Annotated in this window: 22 protein-coding genes; 21 read left to right on the plus strand and 1 reads right to left on the minus strand. The window is 38.2% G+C overall.

Translation table 11 applies throughout. The features are described from left to right. Positions 1-7: 7 nt before the first annotated feature. The 17 genes from WC623_RS05725 to WC623_RS05805 all read left to right on the plus strand — a co-directional run bounded on the left by WC623_RS05725 (position 8) and on the right by WC623_RS05805 (position 16,997). A complete protein-coding gene (locus WC623_RS05725) occupies positions 8-994 on the plus strand; it encodes a glycosyltransferase family protein (RefSeq protein ID WP_372848831.1) in 987 nt (328 codons plus the stop codon). 23 nt (positions 995-1,017) lie between these two features. Further along, on the plus strand, positions 1,018-1,998 hold the full coding sequence (locus WC623_RS05730) for a DUF6427 family protein (protein ID WP_372848832.1): 981 nt from the start codon (positions 1,018-1,020) through the stop codon (positions 1,996-1,998). A 74-nt stretch (positions 1,999-2,072) separates the two neighbouring features. Beyond that, on the plus strand, positions 2,073-2,825 hold the full coding sequence (locus WC623_RS05735; RefSeq protein WP_372848834.1) for a type III pantothenate kinase: 753 nt from the start codon (positions 2,073-2,075) through the stop codon (positions 2,823-2,825). Beyond that, positions 2,788-4,107: a hypothetical protein gene (locus WC623_RS05740; protein WP_372848836.1), complete on the plus strand. Its 1,320-nt coding sequence runs from the start codon at positions 2,788-2,790 to the stop codon at positions 4,105-4,107. The genes WC623_RS05735 and WC623_RS05740 overlap by 38 nt, the downstream gene beginning before the upstream one ends. Positions 4,108-4,117: 10 nt before the next feature. Further along, positions 4,118-4,720, plus strand: a complete 603-nt coding sequence (locus WC623_RS05745; protein WP_372848838.1) for a hypothetical protein — start codon at positions 4,118-4,120, stop codon at positions 4,718-4,720. 72 nt (positions 4,721-4,792) lie between these two features. Then, positions 4,793-6,889 carry a peptidylprolyl isomerase gene (locus WC623_RS05750; protein ID WP_372848840.1) on the plus strand — a complete coding sequence of 699 codons (2,097 nt, stop codon included), beginning with the start codon at positions 4,793-4,795 and terminating at the stop codon, positions 6,887-6,889. Between the two features lie 72 nt (positions 6,890-6,961). Next, positions 6,962-7,477 carry a DUF2480 family protein gene (locus tag WC623_RS05755; protein ID WP_372848842.1) on the plus strand — a complete coding sequence of 172 codons (516 nt, stop codon included), beginning with the start codon at positions 6,962-6,964 and terminating at the stop codon, positions 7,475-7,477. A gap of 28 nt (positions 7,478-7,505) precedes the next feature. Then, complete coding sequence (locus WC623_RS05760) at positions 7,506-8,282, plus strand: DUF3108 domain-containing protein (RefSeq protein WP_372848844.1); 777 nt, start codon at positions 7,506-7,508, stop codon at positions 8,280-8,282. A 4-nt stretch (positions 8,283-8,286) separates the two neighbouring features. Beyond that, entirely contained in the window at positions 8,287-8,853 is a 567-nt protein-coding gene (locus WC623_RS05765) for a DUF3109 family protein (protein ID WP_372848846.1), read from the plus strand. Between the two features lie 51 nt (positions 8,854-8,904). After that, positions 8,905-9,765, plus strand: coding sequence for a glucose-1-phosphate thymidylyltransferase RfbA (gene rfbA / locus WC623_RS05770; protein ID WP_372848848.1), 861 nt, complete (start codon positions 8,905-8,907; stop codon positions 9,763-9,765). A gap of 531 nt (positions 9,766-10,296) precedes the next feature. Next, positions 10,297-11,553 carry an L-fucose:H+ symporter permease gene (fucP, locus tag WC623_RS05775; protein ID WP_372848850.1) on the plus strand — a complete coding sequence of 419 codons (1,257 nt, stop codon included), beginning with the start codon at positions 10,297-10,299 and terminating at the stop codon, positions 11,551-11,553. After that, a complete protein-coding gene (locus WC623_RS05780; RefSeq protein WP_372848853.1) occupies positions 11,546-11,887 on the plus strand; it encodes an L-rhamnose mutarotase in 342 nt (113 codons plus the stop codon). Before fucP ends, WC623_RS05780 begins: the two co-directional genes overlap by 8 nt. 2 nt (positions 11,888-11,889) lie before the next feature. Beyond that, entirely contained in the window at positions 11,890-13,542 is a 1,653-nt protein-coding gene (locus WC623_RS05785; RefSeq protein WP_372848855.1) for a UxaA family hydrolase, read from the plus strand. 9 nt (positions 13,543-13,551) lie between these two features. Beyond that, positions 13,552-14,316, plus strand: a complete 765-nt coding sequence (locus WC623_RS05790) for an SDR family NAD(P)-dependent oxidoreductase (RefSeq protein WP_372848857.1) — start codon at positions 13,552-13,554, stop codon at positions 14,314-14,316. A gap of 211 nt (positions 14,317-14,527) precedes the next feature. Beyond that, a complete protein-coding gene (locus tag WC623_RS05795) occupies positions 14,528-15,385 on the plus strand; it encodes a fumarylacetoacetate hydrolase family protein (RefSeq protein WP_372848859.1) in 858 nt (285 codons plus the stop codon). After that, a complete protein-coding gene (locus WC623_RS05800) occupies positions 15,372-16,202 on the plus strand; it encodes an amidohydrolase (RefSeq protein WP_372848861.1) in 831 nt (276 codons plus the stop codon). The genes WC623_RS05795 and WC623_RS05800 overlap by 14 nt, the downstream gene beginning before the upstream one ends. Before the next feature lie 12 nt (positions 16,203-16,214). Then, entirely contained in the window at positions 16,215-16,997 is a 783-nt protein-coding gene (locus WC623_RS05805; protein WP_372848863.1) for an SDR family oxidoreductase, read from the plus strand. An 82-nt stretch (positions 16,998-17,079) separates the two neighbouring features. Here WC623_RS05805 and WC623_RS05810 read toward each other — a convergent pair whose 3' ends face one another. Further along, the gene (locus tag WC623_RS05810) at positions 17,080-18,855 is read right to left on the minus strand and encodes an aminopeptidase P family N-terminal domain-containing protein (RefSeq protein WP_372848865.1); all 1,776 of its coding nucleotides are present in this window, start codon (positions 18,853-18,855) and stop codon (positions 17,080-17,082) included. Positions 18,856-19,023: 168 nt separating this feature from the next. Here WC623_RS05810 and WC623_RS05815 point away from each other — a divergent pair, with 168 nt between their 5' ends. The 4 genes from WC623_RS05815 to WC623_RS05830 all read left to right on the plus strand — a co-directional run bounded on the left by WC623_RS05815 (position 19,024) and on the right by WC623_RS05830 (position 25,630). Continuing rightward, entirely contained in the window at positions 19,024-19,605 is a 582-nt protein-coding gene (locus WC623_RS05815; RefSeq protein WP_372848867.1) for an RNA polymerase sigma factor, read from the plus strand. Positions 19,606-19,706: 101 nt separating this feature from the next. Continuing rightward, complete coding sequence (locus tag WC623_RS05820; protein WP_372848869.1) at positions 19,707-20,708, plus strand: FecR family protein; 1,002 nt, start codon at positions 19,707-19,709, stop codon at positions 20,706-20,708. Between the two features lie 234 nt (positions 20,709-20,942). Beyond that, positions 20,943-24,170, plus strand: coding sequence for a TonB-dependent receptor (locus WC623_RS05825; RefSeq protein WP_372848871.1), 3,228 nt, complete (start codon positions 20,943-20,945; stop codon positions 24,168-24,170). 11 nt (positions 24,171-24,181) lie between these two features. Beyond that, positions 24,182-25,630, plus strand: a complete 1,449-nt coding sequence (locus WC623_RS05830) for a RagB/SusD family nutrient uptake outer membrane protein (RefSeq protein ID WP_372848873.1) — start codon at positions 24,182-24,184, stop codon at positions 25,628-25,630. The last annotated feature ends 21 nt before the right edge of the window (positions 25,631-25,651 follow it).

Genomic DNA, 25,651 nt, shown 5'->3' on the forward strand with positions numbered 1-25,651 from the left:
GGTGCGGATGAAGATACTTTACGCCATACAGGGTACGGGCAATGGGCATATAAGCCGGGCAAGAGAGATTGTACCTTTATTACAAAAACATGGTGATGTTGATCTGTTAATCAGCGGAACACAGGCAGATGTGAAATTAACACAGGAGGTGAAGTATCAACTGCATGGCTTTAGCTTTATTTTTGGTAAAAAGGGTGGAGTGAATCATTATGAAACATGGAAAAGTATGGACCTTCCACGTTTTTTGAAAGATATGAGGAGTATTCCTTTAAGGGAATACAATCTGATCTTGAACGACTTTGAACCTGTTACTGCCTGGGCTTGTAAAACAAAAGGAATAGAGAGTGTCGGATTAAGTCACCAGGCTTCTTTTCAATCTAAAAAAGTTCCGAAACCTAAAAGCATAGATTGGGCACAGTTGGTTATGAAATATTATGCACCTGCTACGCACTATGTAGGTTTTCATTTTGAACGTTACGACGATTTTATTCACACGCCAGTAATCAGGGCTGAAATTAGAAATATGCTGACCAGTAATTTGGGACATTATACAGTTTATCTTCCAGCTATTGATGATCAATATCTTGTACCTATGCTTAAGCAAATACCTCAGGTTAACTGGCAGGTGTTTTCTAAACATTGTAAACAGGCTTATGTAGATGGAAATGTTGACGTACATCCTGTAAACAACCAATTGTTTAATTCGAGTTTAGCAAGTTGTGAAGGTTTGTTTACTGGTGGAGGCTTTGAAGGTCCTGCTGAAGCACTTTTTTTAGGCAAGAAATTATTGGTAGCGCCAATGAAATTTCAATATGAACAGCAATGTAACGCTTATGCATTGAAACAGTTTGGTTTACCAGTGATATGGGGAAGCAACAAGAACTGGCTTCCAATAATTAAAGATTGGGTAACACAGCCACAAATGCATCAATTTCAATTCCCAGATGAAACTGCTTCAGTAATTGATAAAGTTGTAAAGCAGTTTGCCAGATAATTTGCTTTACTTTGCCTTTAGGCATGATTAATCAATTTAGAAACTTAAACCCTGTAAACCTGTTAATCCTGTTCGCATATACTTTTTTTATGCGAATAGCCCTTTTTGCAGATCTTCCGGCTCAGCTGAATTTCGAGTTTTTAGAGTCTTACACCAGATTCTTTATCAAAATCCCTGTTCAAAGTTTCTTTTCTCCAGCTAGCAATGTCTTCTTCGCTGGAATCATTATTTATATTCAGGCTATACTGTTTAACAGGGTTGTAAATAATCATGGATTGTTAAATAAACCCGGGTTCTTACCTGCTTTGATGTATATCAGTGGTGCCAGTCTATTTATGCCTTTTTTAGTATTGAGTCCAACCTTGATTTGTAATTTTTTATTGATTTGGATGATGGATAAATTTCTTAAAATTGGTAAATCTCCAAATGCCATAATGATTATGTTTGATATTGGGATGATCATTGCTATAGGAACGTTGATCTATTTCCCGTTCATTGTAATGCTGATCATGATTTGGCTTGCTTTACTGTTGTATAGGTCTTTCAACTGGCGGGAGTGGGTTTCTGGATTGGTGGGTTTTTTAATCATATTCTTTTTTGTAGCTGTATTCTATTACTGGAATGACAGCCTGTCAATGTTCTATAAAATATGGCTACCTCTGGCAAATAAATTCCCTTCTGTTTTTAAGATTAATTATAACGATTATCTGGTATTGGTGCCTGTATTGGTTATGATGATCCTTGCAATTGTTCAACTACGTGAGAATTTTTTCAGAAGCTTTATCAATACCAGGAAAGCGTTTCAAATGCTTTTTTTTATGTTTATTGTAAGCGTCGGGAGCTTTTATACAAAGCCAGATTTCAGGTTATATCACTTCTTGTTATGCGTGCCGCCAGGAGCCGTATTGCTGGCATATTATTTTTCAAATGCAAAAAAGAGATGGTTTTATGAGAGCTTGTTTCTCATCCTTGTTTTTGCCATTCAGTACTTTTTATTTGTTTAACTTTTTTTAACAAATTGAACCGTTGAAAATACCTAAAGATTGATAGCTTTGTGCAATGAAGTTTGGAGCTGTTAATGCATAATCTTGTTATAGATATTGGTAATACAAATAGTAAACTTGCTATTTTCGATGAAAAGATGTTGGTTCACTACCAAATTCTTAAAGAGATTGAGCCTGCCGTGCTCATTAGCTTAATACAAAAATATAAGGTGAAAAACTCCTCTGTTTCTATTGTTAGAGAAGATTTACAGGAAGTAATTGATGTGTTAGAGTCCCACACTAATTATATTCCTTTTTCTACCAAAATTAACACAGGAATAAAAAATTATTATCAGACGCTTTCAACACTTGGTTTAGATAGGTGGGCTAAAGTTATAGCAGCCCATAGCTGTTATCCTGGCCAAAATAGTCTAATGATAGATGCAGGAACCTGTATTACCTACGATTTATTAAGTAATGATAATAAGTATTTTGGAGGGAGCATTAGCTTAGGGATAGATATGCGCTTTAAAGCATTGCACCACTTTACAGGTAAATTGCCACTTGTAGAATGGCAGCAGGAAGCAGAAATTCCTAAGGGTACAGATACCAGTTCGGCAATTAAAAATGGTGTTTTACAAGGAGTAATAAATGAAGTTGAGGGTTTTATATCCTCTTATAATAAAGAAAATATTGGCCTTACGGTATTGTTAACAGGGGGGAGTGCAGCTTTTTTGCTAGAACAATTAAAAAACAGCATCTTTGCGCCTCAAATAATACACGATCCGTATTTGGTATTAAAGGGATTAAATGAAGTTATTGCATTTGAATATGTACAAAAGAATTAATTATATAGTAGCGGTAATCATCTTGTTTACCAGTGTTAGTGTTAAAGCACAGGTAACGTCTCAATCACCATATTCAAGATATGGCCTTGGAAATGTGAAAGGATTATTGCTTCCTCAATTCAGGGCAATGGGTGGAATATCTACTGCTATTTACAAGCCTAATAATTATTATAGTAACATCAATATGCAGAACCCTGCATCTTATTCTGGTATTACGTTAACTACAGTAGATATTGGTATGAGTGGGGGTTTTAAACAACTTAAAAAGGATAACTTATCTGAAGGAAGTTTTAACTCGACCTTAAGTCATATTGCTCTTGCATTTCCGATTAAAAATGGCCGTACAGGTTTAAGCTTTGGATTATTGCCATATACTGATCTTGGATATGAGTTCAGCAATACCGGGACACTTCCAAATGATACCACTGGTGTAAATAAATTGTATTCAGGTGAAGGTGGTTTAACTAAAGCATATTTTGGATTAGGTCAGCAGTTTGGTGATCATTTCAGAATTGGGGTAAATGTTGAATATGTTTTTGGTAACTTGGTTGAAAATCGTGCTTTAGAGCTCCAAAGTGTACCATCTGTAAATACAAAGCAGCAAGATAAAAATAGTGTAGGTGGCATCAGTTTCTCTTATGGAGCACAATATGAAATCCCACTTAGTGCCAAAAGCAGAATCACACTTGGATACTCAGGATCTTCACCATCAAGTGTTAACTCTAAGAAAACATTTGTCGTAACGCAATATCTTAGACAGAGTTCTGGTGATGAAGGCACCGCAATTGACACTCCTTCATTTTCAGAAAATGCTTCAGCAAAATTGAAATTACCGTTAGTACATAATTTCGGTATCGCTATCCAAAAGGATAATAAATGGTTAATAGGGGCAGACTTTAGAACTGGAAACTGGTCTAAACTAAGTATCGACGGATTAAATAATGGTCTGGAAGATAGTTGGGGTGCCTCTGTTGGTGGGCAACTTACACCTGATATGACTTCAATTGGTAGTTACTTTAACCGTGTAGATTATAGACTTGGATTTGCTTACGATAAAACCTATATCCGTATCGGAAATCAGGATGTTAAGCAGATGGCTGTTACTTTCGGTTTAGGATTGCCATTGGCATTCAATAGGTTCGCTTTTCATAAATTGAATTTGACTACAGAGCTTGGTAGAAGAGGAACTTTAACCAACGGTCTGGTACAGGAGAATTATATTAACATTCATTTAGGATTTACGCTAAATGATACCTGGTTCAGACGATTTAAGTTTGACTAATAACCATCTTATGGTAAGCCCATCTCCATCATTAAATAATTATACCTGGATAAAAAGTCCGGGTTTGATTTTTTGTATGGCTTTTTTTTTGTTATTGTACTTGAGCTCCTGTGGGGATGATGATTTGAAAAAAACAGCAAAGCTTGCAAAAAAAATTAGTCTGGATACGAATCGGACTATCGGTGTAGAAATTATTTACAGTGATTCCGCAAAGGTAAAGGCAAAAGGTTTTGCGCGTGTGCTGGATAAGATAACTCCAGCTACCGGAGCGGCCTTTTCTGAGATGCCAAAGGGTGTTAAAATTGAATTTTTAGATGAAAATCAACAAATAACAGGAACCATCACTTCTGATTATGCAATTGCAAAGGAAACGGAAAAGTTGACCATCTTCAGAAGGAATGTGGTGGTCGTAAATCAATCATTAACATTTAATACAGAAGAGTTAATATGGGATGAGAATAAAAGAATGTTCTTTTCACCTAAAGGAATAGTAACAAAACCAGATGGCTCTTTTGCTGATGCAGTGAACTTTAGCGCACCACAAGACTTCAGTTATTACAAAGCTGGAAGTGGTTTTGGAGAAACATATATTGAGGAAAAATTTGGCGAATAATTTAATGTTTTCTTTTTTTCGCAAAAGTTGTATCTTGCGCGCTCTTAAAAAAGAATTATAAATAAGAATATTATGGGATTAATGACATTTTTGCGGAATCGCGCTGGCTTTATTTTGATAGGGGCCATCGGTTTTGCAATTGTTGCATTTTTAGTTGGTGATGCAATGCAAGCGGGGCAGCCTTTTTGGAGTGCGTCTCAAAAGGTTGTAGGATCAATTGATGGTGAAGAAATTAGCATAGATCAGTTTGGACCTAAAGTAGACCAAAGCCTTGCACAGTTTAAACAACAATACGGCGGATCAGGTAATGCGCAAATGCAGGCAATGGCAGTTGATAATGTTTGGCAAGGTGAGGTAGCCAGTGTTCTTTTAGGTAAAGAATATAACAGATTGGGATTAACTATTTCAAGTGATGAACTTTTTGATTTGCTTCAGGGAAGCAATCCAAGTCCACTTATCGTTCAGTATTTTGGTAACCCCCAAACTGGTGAAATAAACCGTGCGGAAGTAATCAATTCCTTAAAACAACAAGGTCAAAATCCTCAGTTAAAACAACAGTGGGATATGTTACAGGAAGAGATAGAGAAACAGGCATTACAGAAAAAATATGCAAATCTGATCACCAACTCAATGTATGTAACTACTTTGGAAGCTAATGATGAGTATCAGAACCGTAATAAACTGGCTAGCTTCAAATATGCTGTGCTTGATTATGCTTCAGTTCCTGATGCAGATGTAAAGCTTACAGAGTCTGATTATTCAGATTACTATAACGAAAACAAAAAGCGTTTCGAAAATCCAACTGAAACACGTTCATTCGAATATGTTTCTTTTAGTGTAAATCCGACAAAAGCTGACTCTGTTGCTGTTAAAACACAAATTGAAAAACTAGCTGCTGATTTCAGAACATCAACAAACGATTCATTATTTGCCGCTGTAAACTCTGACGTAAAAGTACCTTATGCTTATATGTCAAAAGGTAAATTAGACCCTGCTGTAGATTCAGTTATTTTCAACTTGCCTGCTGGTAGTTATTACGGACCTGCATTCTCAGGGAACTCTTATAAACTTGTAAAAGTTATTGATACTCGTTTTTCTCCTGATTCAGTAAAAGCAAGCCATATCTTAATTAACCCATCTAGTTTAGGTGGTGCAGATAGAGCTATTAAATTAGCCGACTCTTTAAGAACCTTGGTTCAAGGTGGTGCTAATTTTGCAGAATTAGCAAAAAAATACAGTGTCGACGGTTCTAAGGATAATGGTGGTGACCTAGGTACATTTAGCCGTGGACAAATGGTTCCTGCATTTGAGGATGCTGCATTCAATGGTAAACCAGGCGATCTTAAAGTTGTAACGTCTCAGTTTGGTGTTCATTTAATCAAAATTGAAAAACAAATTGGTTCTTCAAAGGTTGCGAAACTGGCTTATATAGAAAAAGGATTGGTTCCAAGTAATAAAACCAGAGATGCTGCTTACAAACAAGCTAGTGCTTTCCTTAATGAACTTAAAGGCGATAACTTTGCAGAGGTAGCAAAGAAAAAAGGGCTTACTGTTGGTGTTGCTGAAAGAGTTACCCCTACACAAGGATTTGCTCCTGGATTAGATAATCCGCGTCAGTTAATTCGTGATGCATATGATGCAGACAAAGGTGATGTGCTTAAAGAGGTTTACCAAATGGATAATGCTTATGTTGTTGCGCGTGTAACTGACATTAAACCAAAAGGTGCTTTATCTCTTGACGCTGTGAAAAAAGATATCGAACCAATGGTACGCACTGCAGTTAAAGCTAAAATGTTAACCGAGAAAATAAATAAAGCATTAGAAGGCTCTTCTAAAATTGAACAGGTAGCTCAGAAATTAGGAAAGCAGGTTGCTCCAGTAGAGAATATCGTGTTTGCTAACCCGATTATACCTGGTGCTGCTCAAGAAAACAAATTGGTAGGAGCTGTTTTCGGTTCTCAGCCAGGAAAACTTTCTAAAGCCATTGATGGTAGCCAGGGTGTGTATGTGTTTAGTGTTGATGGTTTCAGCAATCCAGCTCCTCTTGCAAACGCTTACAAACAAAAAGAAATTATGATGCAAGGTAATGCACAACGTTCCTTAGGAGCTGCATTCCAGGCATTGCAAGATAGAAGTACGATAAAAGACAATAGGGTGAAATTCTATTAATCTTATTTTACGTAATTTTGTAGCCGGAAGTTGTTTAGCTTCCGGTTTTTTTATATTTAAAATATTTGTACCATGGATATTCAGGAGAATTTTGTCAATAAGGTAGCTGCAAGTGGGTTGATTACACTCAACCTTGAAGATTACTTTCATTCAGGGGAAAGAATCGTCTATGATATTAAAGAGAATCTTTTTCATGGACTGATGCTGAGAGAGAAAGATTTTCGCGAATTCATTAAAACCCATGACTGGTCAGTGTATACAGGTAAAAACATTGCTATAATTTGTAGTGCAGATGCAATTGTACCAACATGGGCTTATATGTTACTGGCTAATCGAATGAAACCCTTTGCTAATGAGGTCGTTTTTGGAAGTCTGGAAACTCTTGAAGCAGTACTTTTTTCAAAAGCCCTTGCTAAAATCGATGTGTCTGCATTTGCTAACGAACGTGTGGTAATTAAGGGGTGTGCTGATATTGATGTTACCGTTGCTGCTTATATAGAGATTACGAATCTGCTTACTCCTGTGGTTAAGAGCATCATGTATGGTGAGCCATGCTCTACGGTGCCTATTTATAAGCGTAAAGATTAATTGGTTTGCTTTTTGTTTTAGCTTAGTTATGAGAAAATCCTTATTGTGTGTCCTTATTTTATTACTAAGCTTCAAAGTGCAGGCACAGGAGTTGCCTTTTGTAAAGGAGCCTGTTTTCAAGGCCGGTGAGGTTCTCCAATATAAATTGAAATACGGGTTTATTACTGCTGCTGAAGGGACTTTAAAGGTGCAGGAGTCTGATATTAAATTTGATGGTAAACCTGCTTTTAAGTTATTGGTTGATGGAGAGACCTCTGGTACATTTGATATATTCTACAAAATAAGAGATCATTATGATTCTTTTATCGATAAAGAGAACTTAAAACCATTTTTCTACCAGGAAAATATACGTGAAGGTGGATACCGAAGACAGGATAAGGCTAGGTTTAATCAGGATGGAAAGAAAGTGGTAGCTACTCAGGGTACTTTTACCACGCCAACTACTCAGACTTTTGACCTGGTATCTGCTTATTACTTTGCAAGAAGCCTGGATATCTCTAAAATGAAAATTGGCGACTTTGTGAAGCTGAATTACTTTTTGGGAGATGAGATTAGTCAATTGGAAATACAGTTTGTAGGAAGAGAAGTGGTGAAGACCAAGTTGGGTAAAATAAAATGTTTAAAATTCAGCCCGTCTATCAAGCCTGGGCGTGTTTTTAGAAAAGACAGTAAATTATACCTTTGGATAACAGACGATGGAAACAGGGTGCCTGTAAAGGCTCAGGTAGAGATTATAGTTGGATCTGTAACCATGGAGATCAAATCGGCTGCTGGATTAAAATATCCATTAGCTATAGTTAAATAATATAATGATAGAAGTACAAAATACACTTGTTCATGAAGATGTAATTACAGAACAGTTTGTCTGTAACCTGAGCAAGTGCAAAGGAATTTGTTGTGTAGAAGGAGATGCGGGAGCACCGCTTGATGTTGCTGAAACAGCAATTCTAAAGGATGTTTATCCAAAAATTAAGCACCTGTTGGAACCTAAGGGGATTGCAGCTATTGAAGAACAGGGGACTTCAGTTGTTGATGCTGATGGTGATTTAACCACTCCTTGTGTTGATGGGAATAAAGAATGTGCTTATGTTACTTTCGAAAATGGCATTACTAAATGCGGTATTGAAAAAGGCTATGAGCAAGGTTTGGTAGATTGGCAAAAGCCTATTTCCTGTCATTTATACCCAATCAGAATTACTCAGTACCCTGAGTTTGATGTACTGAATTATGATAGATGGCACATATGTCATGATGCATGTTCATTTGGGCGCGAACTAAAAGTGCCAGTATATCAATTTTTGAAAGGTCCACTTATTAGAAAATATGGAGCTGAATGGTATACGGAGTTAGAAAATAGTGTATCTTCGGATAAGTAGTTTATTCTGTAAAACAGTCTATAACAAGTATTAACCTCAAACATATACCCATTGAAAGGAATAATTTTAGCTGGAGGGAGCGGTACCCGACTTCACCCTTTAACGTTAGTCATGAGCAAGCAAATGATGCCTGTTTATGATAAGCCGATGATTTATTATCCATTGTCTATTTTAATGCTTGCAGGCATTAAAGAGATTTTGATTATTTCAACACCACATGATCTGCCCAATTTTGAAAAATTATTGGGAGATGGTTCTCGTTTAGGTTGTAAGTTTTCCTATGCTGTACAAGAACAACCAAATGGTCTGGCTCAAGCATTTGTAATTGGTGCTGATTTTATTGGCAATGATAAGGTTGCTCTTGTTCTTGGTGACAATATTTTTTATGGTGATGGAATGTCGAAATTACTTCAATCAAGTGCAGATCCTGACGGTGGCGTAGTATTTGCTTATAGAGTTTCTGACCCTGAAAGATATGGCGTTGTCGAATTTGACAAAGATAATAAGGCGATCTCTATTGAAGAGAAACCTGCCGTTCCCAAATCCGATTATGCAGTTCCTGGGTTGTATTTTTACGACAATAGTGTTGTTGAAATTGCCAGGAATATTAAGCCTTCGGCAAGAGGGGAATATGAAATAACCGATGTAAACAGAGTTTATTTGGAACAAGGAAAACTAAAGGTTGGCGTTTTGAGCAGAGGAACAGCCTGGTTAGATACCGGAACTTTTGCTTCATTAATGCAGGCAGGTCAGTTTGTCCAGGTTATTGAAGATAGACAAGGCTTAAAGATAGGCTGTATTGAGGAGGTCGCTTACCGTATGGGATTCATTGACAAAGAACAGTTACGTGAGGTTGCAACGCCTTTAGTAAAGAGTGGTTATGGAGCGTATTTGCTGAAAATTATAAAGTAAAGGGAAAAAATAACCGTTCTCTTCATCACGGGAATCTTTTGCTCTGAAGGAGGACAAAAGTTCCAATGCTCTTCAGAGAAGGTGATTTTTTCTTTAAGCATGATGCAGAGAGAGGGAGGTTGTGGAAAGTGCAGAAGAGTTGATACATTGTTATTTAAAATTACTTATGGGGATATATTTATAGCACATAAGGTTTAATTATAAAGTTACAGCTTCGGGAAACCGAAGCTTTTTTGTTTTGTGCTAAACTGGTTTTGCGCTTTGCTTCTGTTCTTTACAAGATACTTTCGCCCTACTTGTGCTTATGGAATTTGCTTTTGCACTACAGTTTTGCGCTTTACTTCTGCTCCCTGCTGACAGAAAAATCACCTTCTCTGAAGCGGCCTTAGGCGGTGTTGCCCTTCAGCAACAGATGCCAGACGCTGAAGAGAATGGTTATTTTTCATGCTAAAATCGCTTAATCATTAGATAATATCATAAAATAAATACATTCTAAATTTCCGTCCTTTGAATAACCAAATATTTAATCGAATGACGAAAAATAAATATCTATTTCCCTTTATAATGATTACCTCACTATTCTTTATGTGGGGTTTTGTACATAATCTCGATCCTATTCTTATTCCGCATTTAAAAAGATCATTTAGTCTGAGTACTTTACAAGCTTCCCTGGTAGATTCAGCAGTGTTTATTGCATACTTCGTTATGGCATTGCCTGCAGGTTTTATCATGAGGAAGTATGGTTATAAAACAGGCATTATTATAGGACTGATTGTCTTCGCAATTGGTTCATTTTTATTTATTCCAGCAGCCAATACGCAATTATATGTATTCTTTTTAGGAGCATTGTTTGTTATTGCTTGCGGGCTTACTATCCTTGAAACAGCTGCAAATCCTTATGCGTCCTTATTGGGGCCGCCAGAGAGTGCCACGTTTCGTTTAAACTTCGCGCAAACCTTCAATGGACTGGCTGCAACATTAGCACCTATGATTGGTGTTAGGGTAATTTTAATACAGGGAGCTACAGATGAAGAGTTGAGTAAGATGACAGAGTCGGCCAAGCAATTGGCTTTAGCTTCGGAAGCTTCATCGGTAAAAATGCCTTATCTGATTTTAGGGGCTATAATCTTGGTAATTGCCGTCATATTTATCTTCTTAAAACTACCTGAAATTATAGAAGAGGAAGAAAAACAAGGAGAGAAAAAGGGAATATTCCATGCCTTAAGGCATAAGCATTTAAGCTGGGCAGTTGCTGCACAATTCTTTTATGTAGGTGCTCAGGTCTGTGTCTTCAGTTTTTTTATATTGTATGCTACTGAAGCGGCAGGTATTGACCAGAAAACAGCTGGAGACTATGCTGGTTATGGAATGGGACTTGCCTTTTTATTCGGGAGGATTATTGGAACATCATTGATGAAATTTATAAAAGCCGAATCATTATTAGTGATTTATTCATTGATCAATGTGGCTTTGTGTATCGTGGCAATTACTGCAGGGGGGATATTGGCATTGGTTTCCGTAATTGGCATTTCTTTTTTTATGTCAATCATGTTCCCTACTATTTTTTCTCTTGGGATCAAAGACCTTGGACGTGATACGAAATTAGGAAGCAGCCTAATTATCATGTCTATTGTTGGGGGGGCAATATTGCCACCAGTAATGGGCTATATTGCTGATGTAACGCATAATATTCAAATCGGATACATCGTCCCACTAGTTTGTTTTGTGGTGGTACTTGTGTTTGGATTAAAAGGACATAAAGTTGTTAAAAGAGTGGATTATGAATAAAAGATATTGTTTAACACTGGATCTCATACCTGATGAAAGACTCATTGCTGAATATGAAGCGATACACCTCAAGGTGTGGCCGGAAATAATTGAGAGCATTACCTCCTCAGGAATTGTAGATATGCAAATCTATCGAACAGGAAACCGATTGGTTATGATTATGGAGGTAAATGATACGTTTAGTTTCGATCGTAAGTCGAACATGGATGCTGTTAATGAAAAGGTACAGGAGTGGGAAACGCTGATGTGGAAATATCAACAGCCTGTTCCAGGAGCAAAGCCTGGAGAGAAATGGATAATGATGGATAGAATATTTGAGTTAAAGGATTATTAGCAGTGGATAAAGTAAAAAGCTATTTGCAAATACACCCTAAAGACAATGTCTTGGTGGCTTTGAAGGATTTGCCGAAAGGACAAATTATAGATTGGAATGGACAGTTGATCACCTTACAGGATGATATATACGCCAAGCATAAATTCTTTATTGATGCGATGGAGGAGGGAGATGAAATTTTGATGTATGGGGTGCTAGTTGGGAAAGCAATCATAGCTATTCCTAAAGGTGGGTTAATGACGACTGAAAATGTGCATCATGCCTCCCAGGATTATGCTTACCGCAAAGTGAATTATGAATGGAATACCCCTGATGTTTCAAATTTTACGGATAGAACTTTTAATGGTTACCATCGTGCTGATGGCAGTGTAGGAACAGCGAATTATTGGCTTTTTGTACCAACTGTTTTTTGTGAAAACAGAAATCTGGACGTGATAAAAGAAGCTCTGTATAACAATTTGGGTTATACTGTAACCGACAAGTACAAGCAGTTTACTGAGCAACTGTTGGAAGCCTACCAATCTTGTGAAGATGTTTCAGCATTTGAAATCGATAAACTGGCTCCAGTTGAACCTTTAAAGAAAAGGGTTTTTAAAAATGTTGATGGGATCAAATTTCTAAATCACCAAGGCGGTTGTGGTGGGACAAGGCAAGATTCGGCATTACTTAGTCAGCTATTGGCTGCTTACGCAGATCATCCTAATGTTGCCGGAATTACTATATTAAGTCTGGGTTGTCAACACCTGCAAACTCAAAATTTACTGGATGATATTAAAGTAAGAAATCCATCTTTCAATAAACCTGTGCTGGTATTTGAGCAACAAAAAAGTCAGAGTGAAGAACAGCTAATTAAAGATGCAATCCTTCAAACTTTTATAGGTTTAACAGAAATCAATAAAATAGAAAGACAGCCAGCGCCATTGAGCAAACTTTGTGTAGGAGTTAAGTGTGGAGGTAGCGATGGGTTTAGTGGTATAAGTGCTAATCCTGCTGTTGGATATACTTCAGATTTATTAGTAGCTTTAGGGGCTAAAGTTCTGTTGGCGGAGTTCCCGGAACTGTGTGGTGCCGAGCAAAATTTAATTGATAGAAGTGTAGATCAACCTACGGCCGAGAAGTTCATTCGTTTGATGCAAGAGTATGATGCACAGGCACACGCTGTAGGATCAGGTTTTCATATGAACCCTTCACCTGGGAATATAAAAGATGGCCTGATTACCGATGCGATTAAAAGTACTGGGGCAGCAAAAAAGGCTGGGACATCTCCTGTGGTAGATGTGTTGGATTATACAGAACCGGTAACAAAAGCTGGATTGAGTTTGGTCTGTACGCCTGGGAATGATGTGGAAGCAACAACAGGGAAAGCAGCAAGTGGAGCGACATTAATTTTATTTACTACCGGATTGGGTACCCCAACAGGAAACCCGGTTTGTCCGGTTATTAAAGTAGCTACAAATACAGCTTTAGCAACAAGAATGAGCGACATTATTGACATTGATACAGGGGCAATTATCCGCGGAGAGAAAACGATTGAAGAGATGGGGACGGAAATTCTTGAATACTGTATTAAAGCGGCGAGTGGAGAAGAAATACCTAAGGCAGTGCAATTGAACCAGGACGACTTTATTCCATGGAAAAGAGGAGTTTCATTATAATTATTAAAAATGTTTAGTTTAAAAGGAAAATCAGCAATTATTACAGGTGGTGGAAGTGGAATCGGGAAAGCAATTTCAGTGCTTTTTGCCAAACAAGGAGCCCATGTTCACATTATTGAATTGAATGAAGACGCAGGTCTACAGACTGTAAATGAAATCAAAGAGGCGGGGGGACTGGCCAATGTTCACAGTTGCAATGTAGTGGATCAGGAAACTGTGGTGTCAGTATTTAAGCAAATAGGTAAAATTGATATCCTGGTAAATAATGCTGGTATTGCACATATTGGTAGAGCTGATAATACCAATGAGGCTGATTTCAATAAAGTATTCGATGTAAATGTTAAAGGTGCTTACAACTGCTTATTTGCTGCCATTCCGGTAATGAAAGCAAATAATTATGGTGTGATACTAAACATGGCTTCTATAGGTGCATTAGTGGGTTTATCAGACCGTTTTGCTTACTCTATGAGTAAAGGGGCGATATATGCAATGACGCTTTCTGTTGCGAAGGATTATATGGCTGATGGAATTCGTTGCAATAGTATATCTCCTGCAAGGGTGCATACTCCGTTTGTAGATGGTTTTATTGCTAAGAACTATGCGGGTCAGGAAGCAGAAATATTTGAAAAATTATCTAAAAGTCAGCCAATAGGCCGAATGGGGAAACCTGAAGAGGTTGCTTCGTTAGCACTTTATCTATGTTCTGCTGAAGCAGGGTTTGTAACAGGAAATGACTATCCTTTAGATGGCGGTTTTATAAAATTAAATAATTAAGAACAACCTACGGCTTATGATGCTAAAAAGTGGGTAACCTTTTATTACTTTACCAGAGCTTAAAGAAAAAGTGATTTCTGCAACTGAAATGTAAAGTGGAACGAAATTGAAATTTAAGCAAACAAAAGACCAAACCATAATATACTTAGAAGAGGTAACAATGGACGACATTGATACCATTATTGAATTGAAAATTAAATAGACACAAAAAATGAAATTAATCAGATGGGGCGCTGCCGATCAGGAGAAAATCGGTGTTATTGTAAATGATACGTGGTATGATACTTCTGCTTTTGGCGGAGATTACAACGAACAGTTTTTTAATGATAACGGATTGGAAAGACTTGCTGAATTTGTGAAAGCTAATGAAGGCAAATTAAATGTTATTCCTTCCGGAACAAGATTAGGCTCACCAGTGGCCCGTCCTTCAAAAATACTTTGCATCGGACTAAATTATGCCGATCATGCAAAAGAAACAGGAGCTGCAATTCCTTCAGAGCCAATTATTTTTATGAAATCGACAACCTCTATGGTTGGTCCTTTCGATGATATCGTAATTCCTAAAAACTCCGTTAAAACAGATTGGGAAGTAGAGCTTGCAATAGTAATCGGCAAAAAAGCTTCTTATGTTGATGAGGCAGAAGCGCTGGATTATGTAGCTGGTTATGTTTTACACAATGATGTGTCAGAACGTGAATTCCAACTGGAAAGAAATGGTACCTGGGATAAAGGAAAAGGCTGCGATACATTTGCTCCGCTTGGCCCATTCCTTGCAACTAAAGAGGAAATAGCTGACGTTGATAATCTCCGTATTTGGTTGACAGTTAACGGTCAGAAGATGCAGGATGGTAATACATCTAATTTTATTTTCAATGTTCCTTTCGTAGTTGCTTATTTGAGTCAGTTCATGACTTTACTTCCAGGGGATGTAATTTCTACAGGTACCCCAGCAGGTGTTGGCCTGGGCTTTAATCCGCCAATTTACCTTAAAGAGGGTGATGTTGTAGAGTTGGGTATTGACGGACTGGGTACATCTAAGCAAAAGGTGAAAAACTATGTTAAAAATTGATTCCCATCAACATTTCTGGATATATGATGAGGTAAGAGATAGCTGGATTACAGACGATATGTCTATAATCCGGGATAATTTCAGCCCCGATCGTTTGTTAGCTGAGCTTCAGCAGCATAATTTTGATGGAAGTGTAGTGGTCCAGTCGGACCAAACTCCGGCTGAAAATATATTTCAACTTGAAAACGCGGCCAACAATGCCTTCATAAAAGGGGTTGTTGGTTGGGTTGACCTGTGTGCCGTAGATGTTGAAGAACAGTTATCTGAATGGTCCATTCATAATAAGCTAAAAGGGTTTCGTCATATTTTACAAGGTGAAGAAGACCGTGCATTAATGCTAAAGCCAGAATTTGTAAATGGCATTGGTAAACTAAAACAATTTGGTTATACCTACGATATCCTCATTTTTCCGGATCAGCTGAAATATGCTGCAGAGTTTGCAGCGATGTTCCCCGATCAGCCTTTAGTACTTGACCATATTGCTAAACCAGATATTAAAAACGGAGTAATTGATCAGTGGAAAAAAGATATCGCGGAGCTAGCAAAGCATGAAAATGTTTACTGTAAAGTATCAGGGATGGTAACAGAAGCCGACTGGAAACATTGGAAAGCAGATAACTTTAATCCTTATCTGGATGTGGTTTTTGAAGCTTTTGGAGTAGAAAGACTCATGTATGGATCAGACTGGCCGGTTTGTCTTGTCGCAGCTACCTATAATCAGGTGGTTGACGTTATGGAAGAATATACTTTAAAATTATCTCCCAATGAACAAGCGATGTTTTGGGGTGGTAATGCAACAAAATTTTACAACTTATAAATTTCAGCTGCTATGGATTTGCAATTAAAAGATAAGGTAGTCATTGTTACCGGGGGTGCAAAAGGTATTGGAGAAGGCATTGTAAGGGTCTTGGCAAAGGAGGGTGCAATTCCTGTTATCTTAGGGCGTAATGCACAAGATAATCAGAAATTGGCTGATGATATCATTGCAGATGGTGGACAGGTTTTTCAGGTTGTTGCAGAACTTACAAAGCCCACAGATTCAGCAAAGGCAATTGCACAGGTTCTGGAGAAATTTGGAAGAATTGATGGGTTGGTAAATAATGCCGGAGTAAATGATGGAATTGGTTTGGAAAATGGTAATTATGAGGGTTTTGTGGAGAGTTTGCATAAAAATGTAATCCATTATTATTTGATGGCACAGCATGCTTTGCCAGCTTTAAAAGCTTCAAAAGGAGCAATTGTAAATATTGGTTCTAAAGTAGCAGATACAGGGCAAGGCGGAACTTCTGCCTATGCTGCTTCTAATGGTGCAAGGAACGCTTTAACACGAGAATGGGCATTGGAACTATTGCCTTATGAGATTCGTGTAAATGCGGTTATTGTAGCAGAGTGTTTTACACCTTTGTATCAAACTTGGGTTAATTCTCTGCCAAATTCTGAAGAAACATTAGCATCTATTAAGGCCAAAATACCTTTTGGACAAAGGATGACAACGTCTGAAGAAATTGGAAATGCAACAGTATTCTTATTATCCAATGCATCCAGCCATACAACCGGTCAGTTGGTTTATGTTGATGGAGGGTATGTACATCTGGATAGGTCTATTAGTTAAACATAACGCATAAATATTAAAAAACCTGATATGTCTTTTCGCAACATATCAGGTTTTTTGCTAATCGCTTAGGTGGTTATGATTATATAGCTTTAGTTTCTTCTTTTAGCCAGGCTGCTTCATCAGCATTTAATAGTGGACTAAGCTTTTCAAATACCAAAGCGTTGTAACTGTTTAGCCAGTCAATTTGCGATTTCTCTAACAAGTCTTTTTTTACAATTTTAGTGCTGATCGGGGCAATTGTTAAAGCCTCAAATGCATAAAACTCATTAAACTCATTACTGATATCAGTAATTGTGTTCACAAGATTTTCGATACGAATACCATGTTTCCCCGGACGATAAATACCTGGTTCAACTGAAGTAATCATGCCTAATTCAATAGCTATTGGGTTAGGAGTAGGATTAAATACCTGAGGGCCTTCATGTACATTTAGTAAATAACCAACGCCATGACCTGTTCCATGACCATAGTTAATAGCATAATCCCAAAGTGGTTTCCTGGTAATAGCATCAATCTGATAACCACAAGTACCTTTAGGGAAACGTAATTTACATCCATCAATCATGCCTTTTAAAACCAGGGTATAATCTGTACACTCTTCTTCAGTATTATTACCCATAGGGATAGTACGGGTAATATCGGTAGTTCCATAAAAATACTGACCACCTGAATCTACCAGAAAAAGACCTTCAGCTTTTACCTCTACATTGCTTTCTTCCGAAGCGCCATAATGTGGTAAAGCACCATGTGCTTTGTAAGCACTGATGGTGTTAAAGCTATCTCCAATAAAGCTTTCTTGTGCAACTCTGAATTTACGCAATTCAGCAGCAGCAGAAAGTTCGGTAATCGTAATGTTACCAATGTTTTCTGATAACCATTTTAAGAATTGAGTAATGGCAACACCGTCTTTAAGCATTGCTTTACGAGTGTTGGCTAGCTCAGTTTCGTTTTTTATAGCCTTTAAGTTTGTGGTCGGATTGGTATCTTTAATGATTTTAACTGATGATGGGATCAGTTTATAGAAAGCAAAACAGTTACGTTTTGGATCAATAAAAATTGAACTGTTGTCAGGGATATTTGAAATAGCACTTTCAATATCTTCATAAGGTAATATTTCTACGCCACTGCTTAACAGATTTTCTTTTTCCGCTCCACTAAGCTTATCGATATCCATGTATAGTGTAGCGTGATCTTGATTAATCAATGCGAAACTCAAAACCACAGGATTATAACTTACATCCTTTCCGCGAATGTTAAACAGCCAGGCAAGATCATCTAAAGAAGATATGAGGTGGTGTGTCGCACCTTGTTTCTGTAAGCTCGTTCTTACCTGAGCTAGCTTAGATCTAACTGATTGACCGATATGCAAATCTTCAATAAGGAATGCTTTTTCTGAAGGTAATGCAGGACGGTTTTCCCAAATTGGACTTAAATAATCTTTACTACTCAGGCTAATTCCTTTTACAGAAAGTTGCTGAGTAAGCAGGTCGCCCAGTAAAACAGAAAGTAATTTATCATCGGCAGCAACGATGCTTCCCTTTTCTAGTTTCTCAGTTAGCCACTGAATGTATTCGGGAGCATGCTGAACCTTTTGTTTCATCAGTTCAAATCCACTACCTTTTAATTCATCCGCCGCTTGTTCAAAATAGCGGAAGTCGGTCCATAAACCAGCATGATCATGAGTAATAACTAATGTTCCTGCAGATCCTTTAAAACCCGAAGCAAACGGGATGCACTTATAATGCTTTGGTAAATATTCACTAATATGAGGGTCAGCAGATGGAATAATGTATGCTTGTACATTATCAGCCTTCATTTGATTACGTATTTCTTTTAGTTTTTCCTGATAAGTCATAGTCAGTTCTTTTATGTCTGTTGCAAATTTATGGAAAATATGTTTAGCCCAAAGGGATCATCTATTCCCCGTGCTTCTATATTTTAAATCCTGTTAATAATTGTGTAACTTTCGTTTTAATAATCGTAAGGGTTGGGTTTTAAATAAAATCTACTAGATTTGTAGAGTATGCGATTGTCCATCAATAGGGAAATAGAATTATTAGAAGAACTTAAATTACAAGATTCAAGAGCATTTTCGCAGCTGTATGACTTGTATGTTAAGAAAATATATGCCTATGCGTTGGGAATTTTAAAATCTCCTTCCCTTGCCGAAGATGTTACGCAGGATACTTTTGTGAAGTTATGGGAACATGCTTCATCAATCAAATCAGATCGCTCTATTCAGCCATTTCTTTTTACCATTGCTAGAAATTTGTCTTTAAATGTGATTAAACAGGCTTCTAAGCAAACCTTTATTTCCGATGAAATATTTTCACATGTGGAGTCTGCGCAAGAGGATGGTTTGCAGTATACAGAACGGAAACAGACTGGTGAGATTATTGGAAAGGCTGTTGATCAGCTTCCTCCACAGCGTAGAATCATTTACGACCTTTGTCGTAATTATGGTTACTCTTATAAGCAGACTGCCGATAAACTTGGGATAAAGGACAGTACTGTAAACAGTCAGATGGTAAAAGCACTTAAGACTATTAAAGATTTTATGGTACGTAATGGAGCTTTATTATTGATATTGTTCTACACTAAATAAAAAATATTTTCAATCAGAGTAAATGTACCTCTCCAGTTATTTGTAATGTATAGGTCTGTTCGATATCGGTTTCAAACAGATGTATTAAAACAGATAGCAAATTGGAAAATCCCATCAAGCAATTATTTGTAAAATTCATTCTTAATCGTTGCAGTCCACAGGAAATTGCAGAGGTTAAGGAAATGGTAAGTTCTGGAGGCTATGAGCAGGAATGGTTCGAGGCGATGGAAGAAACAGAAAAGGAATTTGCAAATGCCGATCATCAATCATTGATTATAAATGAGGAGGGAATCTTTGATAAAATAAATACCACTATTGGTACAAAAAGACCTTTTTTTAATACAAAACGCATTTGGTTGGTCGCAGCAGCTTTAGTCTTTCTAGCCATGAGCATTGGCTTATTACTTATAAAACCTGAAGTCGAGGGGCCACGACTAGCCGAAGTGAATAATGAAAAATCTGAAGAGACAAAAGATACGACACATAAATGGGTGAAATTACCTGATGGAAGTTCAGTTCAGTTAAATGTAGATAGTTATCTCGAGTATCCAGAATCTTTTGGAGGAAAAGCCCTTAGGGAAGTCCGTTTGACAGGAGAGGCCTATTTTGACATTAAGCATGATGCAAAGCATCCTTTTGTTATTTATACTGGTAAAATAAAAACTACAGTACTTGGTACAGCCTTCAACATCAATGCATATCATGTTAATGAATCAGTAACTGTAACAGTAACCAGAGGTAAAGTTAAAGTTGAAGACGAAAAGAAGGTGCTGGCTGTATTAACACCAGATCAGCAATTGGCATGGAATGTTAAACTTCCGGAACCTACAAAAGTAAATGTGAAAGCTGAGACCGTAGTAGAATGGAAAAAACATGATCTGATTATGGATGATATGAGCATGGAAAACGCTGCGCAAATGATAGCTGATCGTTATGGCGTAAAAATTCAGTTCAAGAATGAAAAGGTTAAAAACTGCAGATTTACAGCAGCCTTTCTAAATCGAAATGATATCAATCAAGTGCTGAGTGTAGTAGGAGATATTACAGGATCAACGCTGACTTTAAAAGATAATCTGGTCACTATTGATGGTCCAGGATGTTAAATCAATAAACTAAACCTAAACAACTACATGAACAACAAAGCATCACCATAAAAGCATTCGTGGTCCAGACTATTAAAAGCAAACCCCGGCTGCAACCGGAGTTTGCATTGGTCTTAAATTTTCCTATCAGTTCCAACTAAAACCAACGCAATGTATTACAATTCTACTCGATTTGCAAGCCGGTGTGTTCCGGCATTTTACGCTCCTTTTAATATTAAAAAATTAAAGTTTTATATGAAAGTGAATGCGATCCTCTTATTGATCACCTTATTTACAGTTAGCAGCTTAACCGCATCACCGGGTTCCGCTCAGACACTTTCCGATGTGAATGTCTCTATTGATATCAATAATGGAACACTTCGCTCTGCTTTTTCTCAGATTGAAAAGCAAACAGATTTTAGGTTTGCTTACAGAAATGAGCTGATTGCTAAATTTAAAAATCTAAACATTAACGGAGATAATCGTTCCGTAAAAAGTATGTTGGATGAGTTGTTAAAAGGGACAGGCTTAAATTATAAACAGGTCAACAATAGTGTCATTATTTTTAAAGAAGCGCCTGCCAAGACCCAGAATATAACTATCAATGGTGTTGTCAAGGATGAAAATAACCTTCCATTGCCGGGGGTGTCTGTTAAAGTAAAAGGAACAAATACCGGGGTTACTACAGACGGTGAGGGTAAATACATTATAACAGTCGCTAATGAAAATGTGATACTTGTTTTTAGCTATATCGGATATGTTACAGCAGAAGCCCCGGTAAAAAACGGGCGCATGACGAATGTTTCTTTAAGGCCTGATGTGGGTACGCTTGATGATGTGGTTGTTATCGGTTATGGAACCACAACAAAAAGAAATAATACTGGATCGGTAAGTTCCATCACGGCTAAAAGTATTGCAAATCAACCGGTAGCAGATCCACTGGCAGCATTACAAGGCAGAGTGGCAGGTTTAGACATTTCTGTGGTAACAGGATATCCTGGTTCTGGATATAATGTGCGTCTGCGCGGACAGAATTCCATATCCTCAGGTAATTCGCCATTATATATTGTGGATGGAATCCCATTTATTTCAGAAAGTTTAAGCCAGTTTACCGGAGCAAATGGAACGCAAAGTCCTCTGAGTAGCATCAACCCCTCCGATATAGAACGAATTGATGTGTTGAAAGATGCGGATGCGACCTCTATCTATGGATCCAGAGGTGCAAATGGTGTGATTTTAATTACGACCAAAAAAGGTAGGTCTGGAAAGGCGGAAGTAAACATGAACGTATACCAGGGATTCGCGCAGGTGAATCATAAAGTTGACATGCTCAATACTGCGCAATATCTGGAATTGAGACGCGAAGCCTTTAAAAATGATGCAGTCACGCCAACTGAAACGCAGGCTCCCGATCTGCTAACCTGGAGTCCGGATCTTGATCAGAACTGGCAAGAAAAATTATTTGGAAAATCTGCAGGTCTGACCGAAGCACAGTTAAGTTTAAGTGGCGGAACTGAACAGACTAATTTTCTGGTTGGCGGTGCATTTCGCAATGAGAAATCCGTATTGCCTGGCAATACTGGTTATACAAGAGGATCCTTGAATTCTTCACTGAATTACAATTCGAAAGACAATAAATTCAGAATGACCAGCTCAATAAAATATGTGATTGACGAGAACAATACGGCAATAACAGATCTGGCCGGTTCGTTCAATCTGGCGCCTAATATGCCGATATACGATGCAAAAGGCAATTATTATTGGTTTAACACTGTTGAGCAGAACCCAATGGCTTTGCTCGAACGCACAAATGTGACCAATACCAATAATCTGTTTGTCAACACCTCATTAGCCTATATCATTATCAAAGGATTGAATGCAAAATTAAGTGCCGGATATAACCGTCTGGAAACGAAACAAGTGCAAACGCTGCCTAAAATCAGCTTCAATCCCGCTACTTATAGCGGAAGTTCTGGAAACTACGGAAATGGCTCATTCAACTCCTATATCCTGGAGCCTCAGCTGGATTATACCATTCAATTGGGAAAAGGCAATCTTTCTGCCCTGGCCGGGGGAACTTTTCAGCACAGCATTACCGAAGCACAATCAGTGATCGGCGGAGGCTATGTGAGCGATGAACAATTAGAAAATATCAAAGCAGCAACGGTAGTCACACCTCGTACTTATACCTACACCAAATACAGGTATGCTTCTTTCTTCGGGCGTTTAACGTATAATTTTGATGAAAAATACATCATCAACGGTACATTTCGTCGTGATGGTTCTTCCAGGTTCGGACCAGGGAAACGATTTGGTAATTTCGGATCTGTGGGTGCAGCCTGGCTCATCAGCAATGAATCTTTTGTCAAAGATCAGTTGAAATTCTTATCCTTTGCTAAATTAAGGACAAGCTACGGAACAGTAGGTAATGATCAGATCGGAAGCTACCAGTTCTTAGACAGCTGGTCCTCAACTTCACTTCCTTATGGTGGTTCTGCGGGAATTTATCCTAGTCGTTTCCCGAATCCCGATTACAGCTGGGAAATGAATAAGAAACTTGAATTTGGAATAGATTTAGGATTCGTTCAAGATCGGTTTATGCTAACGGCAAATTTCTACCGCGGCCGTTCAGGTAATCAGTTGGTTGGCTACCCATTGTCTCCGCAATCCGGATTTCCAGAATATACAGCGAATTTACCTGCAGTGGTGCAGAATCAGGGTTTCGAGTTCGAAATTACTTCAGCCAATGTGCGTGGGGGAAACTTTACCTGGAATACTTCCGCGAATCTGACCATCGCCAGAAATAAATTGATAGAATATCCAAACCTGGCTACAACTGCAAATTCAAATAGATATGTGATCGGACAGCCACTTACCATTGTGAAAGGTTATGACTTTATTGGCATAAATCCCGCCACAGGTGTACCCTTATTCAGAGATTTGAATGGAGATGGATTATTTGATGATAAGATGGATATGGTCGTGATGGGCAATACCATGCCGAAGTTTTACGGGGGATTGTCGAATAGTCTGACATACAAAAAAATTAGCCTCGACTTCTTTTTCCAGTTTGCTAAGCAAGAGGGACCGGGGCTTAACTATGGCAGCCTGGCTTCCTCTAATGGACTTTTGAAGAATAAAGATCTGAGTGCATTAGATAGATGGCAGAGCCCGGGGCAGGAGACTTCCATTCCGGGGGCCAGTGCAACTTCAGGCAAGGCGATTTTTAATGCCTCTCAAAACTTATATAGGTTGTCAAATGCCAATTGGGTCGACGCTTCATTTATCCGGTTGAAAAATGTTTCCCTGAAATACAACCTTTCGGATGTGATAAAGAATTCGAAATTTAAGAACCTTAGTGTATATGTTCAGGCCCAGAATCTGTTTACCATCACCTCATATGATGGTTTTGATCCGGAAACAAAGGGTTTTGCATTACCACCATTAAGCGTTTATACCGCAGGTTTACAATTGGCATTTTAAAAAAAGAAATTATGAAAATATTATATTCTGTGCTTTGTATAGCGATTTTAAGCACACTGGGTTCATGTAAGAAATTTGTAGATATTGATGATCCAAAAGATCAACTGATCAGTAAACTAGTCTTTGTAAATGATGCATCTGCTACAGCTGTGCTAACGGGGATTTACAGTGATATGAACGGATTCAACTATCAGTTTGCTAATGTAGTCACTACCTTTATGTGTGCCATGGCTGCCGACGAATTTACCTATGCTTCTGCATCGGCACCTTTTGATGAGTTTAAGAACAATTCACTTACTCCAGGAAATCAGTATGTCAAAATCATGTGGGATCAACCTTACAGTTTCATTTATCGTGCAAACCTGGCTATAGAAGGTGTATCCGCATCTACCACACTCACACCCGAAGTTAAAAACCAATTGCTTGGTGAAGCCTTGTTTGTAAGGGCCTTTTGCCATTTTTACCTCGTAAATTTTTTCGGTGATGTGCCATTGATCCTGGATTCTGATGTGCTTAAAAATACGAATCTGCCGAGAACACCAAAGGCCGAAGTATACGCTTCCATCATTAAGGATTTGACAGATGCAAAAAAAGTATTGGTTCTTGCTTATCCGGGAATTAATAAGGAGCGCATACGCCCAAATAAAACGGCCGCAACGCTGTTGCTTGCCCGAGCTTATCTATACAACGGAAACAATGCACTTGCAGAGCAGGAAGCCGCTGAGGTTATCAGTACCACCGGATACGCTATACTTAACGCTTTTGATCCTAATAGTATGGCACACATGACCAAGGTTTTTCAGAAAAATAGTACAGAAGCGGTATGGCAACTGCAGGCTATTAATACCAGTACTGGAAGAAATACCTGGGAAGGCAATACACTATTATCTACTGGTGCGCCATTTTATCGACTGAATAAAGGTGCAGGGAGCTTAGTAGAAGCATTTGGGACAACTGACCTGAGGAAAACAAATTGGGTTGGAGAATATGCAACAACAGCCGTTCCTCCGGTGATTCATTATTTCCCCTTTAAATACAAAGTGAGGGTGGGGGCTGTTAGTGCACCTACTGAATATTCCATGGTACTTCGCTTTGCAGAAGCCTTTCTGATCCGTGCCGAAGCCCGTGCGCAACAGCAAAATTACTCCGGAATGAAGGAAGATTTGGATGTGATCCGTCAGAGAGCAGGATTAAATCCGCTACCAGTAACAGCAGATCCGGCTGTCGCTATGGCACAGGTGGAAAATGAAAGAAGACTGGAGCTTTTCACGGAGTGGGGCCACCGCTGGTTTGATTTAAAACGTTGGAAAAGCGTTACTGGCGACCCAAGTAAAACCAGGGCAGATGACGTATTGAGTCTGACGAAACCAGCGTGGAAATCAACTGCCATTCTTTTCCCGATCCCATCTACAGCTTTAAACAGTAATAACAGTTTGGTCCCAAATCCGGGATACAACTAATTCGCATCCCTATGTTAAAAC

Source organism: Pedobacter sp. (genome assembly GCF_041645105.1).
Taxonomy (GTDB): domain Bacteria; phylum Bacteroidota; class Bacteroidia; order Sphingobacteriales; family Sphingobacteriaceae; genus Pedobacter.